This is a genomic window from Streptomyces sp. 8L, assembly GCF_020176795.1.
Lineage (GTDB): Bacteria > Actinomycetota > Actinomycetes > Streptomycetales > Streptomycetaceae > Streptomyces.
The window spans coordinates 1-3,277 of sequence record NZ_JAIUKE010000655.1 but is presented as its reverse complement, the minus strand read 5'-3'; the positions used below and the strand labels follow the sequence as shown (position 1 = coordinate 3,277).

Annotated in this window: 1 protein-coding gene; it reads left to right on the top strand. The window is 73.9% G+C overall.

The window, feature by feature from the left end:
- The first annotated feature begins 422 nt into the window (after positions 1–422).
- The gene (locus LCE31_RS36580) at positions 423–3,254 is read left to right on the top strand and encodes a nitrate- and nitrite sensing domain-containing protein (protein WP_225022265.1); all 2,832 of its coding nucleotides are present in this window, start codon (positions 423–425) and stop codon (positions 3,252–3,254) included.
- Positions 3,255–3,277: the final 23 nt, after the last annotated feature.

The following is a 3,277-nucleotide window of genomic DNA, read 5'->3' as shown; positions in this document are numbered from 1 at the left end:
CTCCGCCGTTTTCGCGCCCTCCGGTGTTTTCCGCGCCCCCGAGGTCCGTGCGCCCCCGCTCCCGCCGCGTTCCCCCGCTGCGCTGTGCGTGGTCGCCGAAAGGCGCAAACGACCATAAGTGGCAAGGAAGTTGACGCGCAATCAACACAACATGCCATGGAGATATCAGTAGTTAATCAAGGCGTCGCAATATCTTTACTGTGTCCCCGGGTGTCGGACCTATCGTGATCACGACGAGAGAGTGCGGCCGCGCGGCCTACGGCTCCCCGGGTGATCGGCGCCGGCTGCCGCGAGCGGGGGAGCCGACCGCGGACGGGCTTCTCGCGTCGTACCGCACCGCACTGCACCTCACCGCATCTCCATTCGTCACCCCACCCCCATTCGTCGCCGGCACCTGCGCGCCACCACTCGACGGGCCTCATGTGAAAAGTCATGGTTGGTCAATCCGCCGTAAGTTCACGGCGCTGCTCCTGCTTCCGCTGGTGTCCCTGGCCGCCCTGTGCGCCTATGCCGCGGACCTGTCCCTGGGGAACGCGCTGACCCTGGAACACGTGGACACCATCGGCAGCCATCTCGCCGCGCCGCTGGGGCGCGCCGTGGTCGCGCTGGAGGCCGAACGCCGCGACGCGGTGGTCGAGACGGCCGTTCCCGGCTCCGACTCCGCGGCCCTGAGCCGGGACCGCGGGATCGCCGACCACGCCGTCGCCGCGTTCCTCAAGCAGTCGCGCGACAGCGACGTGCGCGACGCGGAGAACGACACCGTGCGCACGGGCGTTGACAACGCTGTCAAGTCCCTCGGCACCCTCTCCGCCGTACGGCGGGGCGTGGCCGCGCACACCATGTCGAAGAACGACGTCCTCACGGCGTACACGGCCATCAGCGCGAGCATCGCCGAGGCGCTCAGGGGCATGACGCTCCTGCCGGACCAGGACGCGCAGGACTTCGGGCAGGCCCTCTACATCCAGGTCCCCGCGGGAGACCGGCAGTCGCAGGAGGACGCGCTGATATCCGCGGCGGCCGCGAGCCCCGCGCACCGGCTGGGCGTGGACGACTACAAGGCGGTCGTCCAGGACATCGGGGCCCAGCGGGTGCTCAACGCCCAGGCACTCGCCCAGCTGCCGGCCCCGCAGCGCGCACCCCTGCTGAAGCTCGCGGCCCCCGGCGGCGCGGTGGCCCGGGTCTCCGCCCTGGAGGACCAGCTCATCGAGGCGGGCCCGCACGCGAGCCGGCTGCCGTTCTCCATCGGCCAGTGGCGCGCCGCCTTCGACACCCAGACGGCGAAGTCCTCCGGCTACGCCCTGGACGACATCTCCCTGGTCTTCACCCGCACGGGACCGCCGGCGCACCGCGCCTTCGTGGAGCTGATCCTCGCGGGGCTGCTGGGCCTGACGGCGCTGGTCGTCTCCGTGTTGATGTCGCTGCGCATGGCCCGGTCCCTGCTCGGCGACATCGGGCGGCTGCGCACCTCCTCGCGCAACCTCACCGAGGACCAGCTGCGGGACGTCGTCGGCCGGCTGCGGCGCGGGGAGAGCGTCGACGTGGACGCCGGGATGACCCGGCAGGTCTTCGTCAACCGCGAGATGGGCGAGCTGGGTGCCGCGTTCGACGCGCTCCAGCTCACCGCCGTGGAACTCGCCCGCGAGGACGTACGGCTGCACGAGGGCATCAGCCGGCTCTTCGTGAACCTCGCCCGGCGCAGCCAGGTCCTGATCCACCGCCAGCTCGGCATGCTCGACGAGATGGAACGGCACGAGGAGGACGCGAGGGCCCTCAACCGGCTGTTCGAACTCGACCAGCTCGCCACCCGGATGCGGCGGTACGCCGAGAGCCTGCTCATCGTGTCGGGAACGTCGCCGGGCCGCTTCTGGCGCCGCCCTGTGCCCGTCGTGGACGTGGTGCGCGGGGGTATCGCGGAGACGGAGCAGTACGCCCGCGTCGTGGTCATGCCGGTGCCGGCCGTCGGCGTCCAGGGGCGGCCCGCCGCCGACGTGATCCACCTCCTCGCCGAACTCATCGAGAACGCCGAGGCGTTCTCGTCGGCCGACAGCGAGGTCCGGGTCAGTGTCGGCACCGCGGCCACCGGCCTTGTCGTCGAGATCGACGACCGGGGCGTCGGGATGCCCCCCGAGGAACTGGCGGCGGCGAACGAGCGCCTCGGCGCCTCGCTGGAGGTCAGCACCCTGGACAGCACCCGGCTCGGCCTGGTCACGGTCGGCCGGCTGGCCCAGCGGCACCACATCGACGTCACTCTGCGGCGCTCTCCGTACGGCGGGGTCAGCGCGGTCGTGCTGATCCCCGAGGAACTGCTGGAGTGGGACACCGCGGCCCTGGAGACGCCCGCCGGGCTGCCGTCCGCCGCGGGCCCGGGCCCCCCCCCCCCCCGGCGCCCCGGCCGCGCGCCACGGGCCGCTGCGGTCCCTGCGGCCCCTGCGGTGGCGCCCGTAGCACCTGACGCGCCCGTCCCGCCCCCCGCGCCCCCCCGCCCGGCGGGGCCCCACCCCGGGGGAACCCCGTACGCGACCGGTTCGTACGCGGGCGGCTCGTCCGCGACCGGTTCGCACGCGAGCGGTTCGTCCGCGAGCGGTTCGTCCGCGACCGGCTCGTACGCGACCGGTTCATACGAGACCGGTTCATACGAGACCGGCTCGTACGCACCGCCGCCGGTGGACCCCGCGCACGGTTTTCCCGAGGGTGAGGACACGGTCGACGGTCTGCCCCGCCGGGTGCCCCAGGCGAGCCTCGCGGGTGAACTGGCCGCGGAGTCCGCCGCGGTGGCCGGGGGCCAGCTGATGGACTGGGACAACACCGGCCAGGAGCAGCACGGATACGTCGGCGGCGTTGGCTGGGGCGGACCGCACGGGCAGTCCGAGGGGCGGTCCTCCACGCCCTCCGCGCAGGCCGGGTCCCCGGCGCCGGGCCCCGGCGCGTACCCGGCGGCCACTCCCGCCGGTCCGCGAACCGGCGGGACGTACTCCCGGGCCGGTGGCGCGCGGACCGGGGACGGCACCCGCGCGGGCGCCGCACCCCGCACGCCGTCCGGTTCCTCCCCCTACCCGGCCGGCCGGCCGTACCCCGCAGAACCCGCGCCTCGCGGCGGATGGGACCGGACGCGGGCGTACGAGGACCCGGCGTACGAGGACCCGGCGGACCGCCCGGCACGGGTCCGCTCGATGATGTCGGCGCTCCAGGCCGGTGCCACCCGGGCCAGGTCCGGGCAGTATCCGGCCCCCGGCGACGGCGGTGACCGCCCCTAGCCGGACCGCCCCCGGCTCCGGGC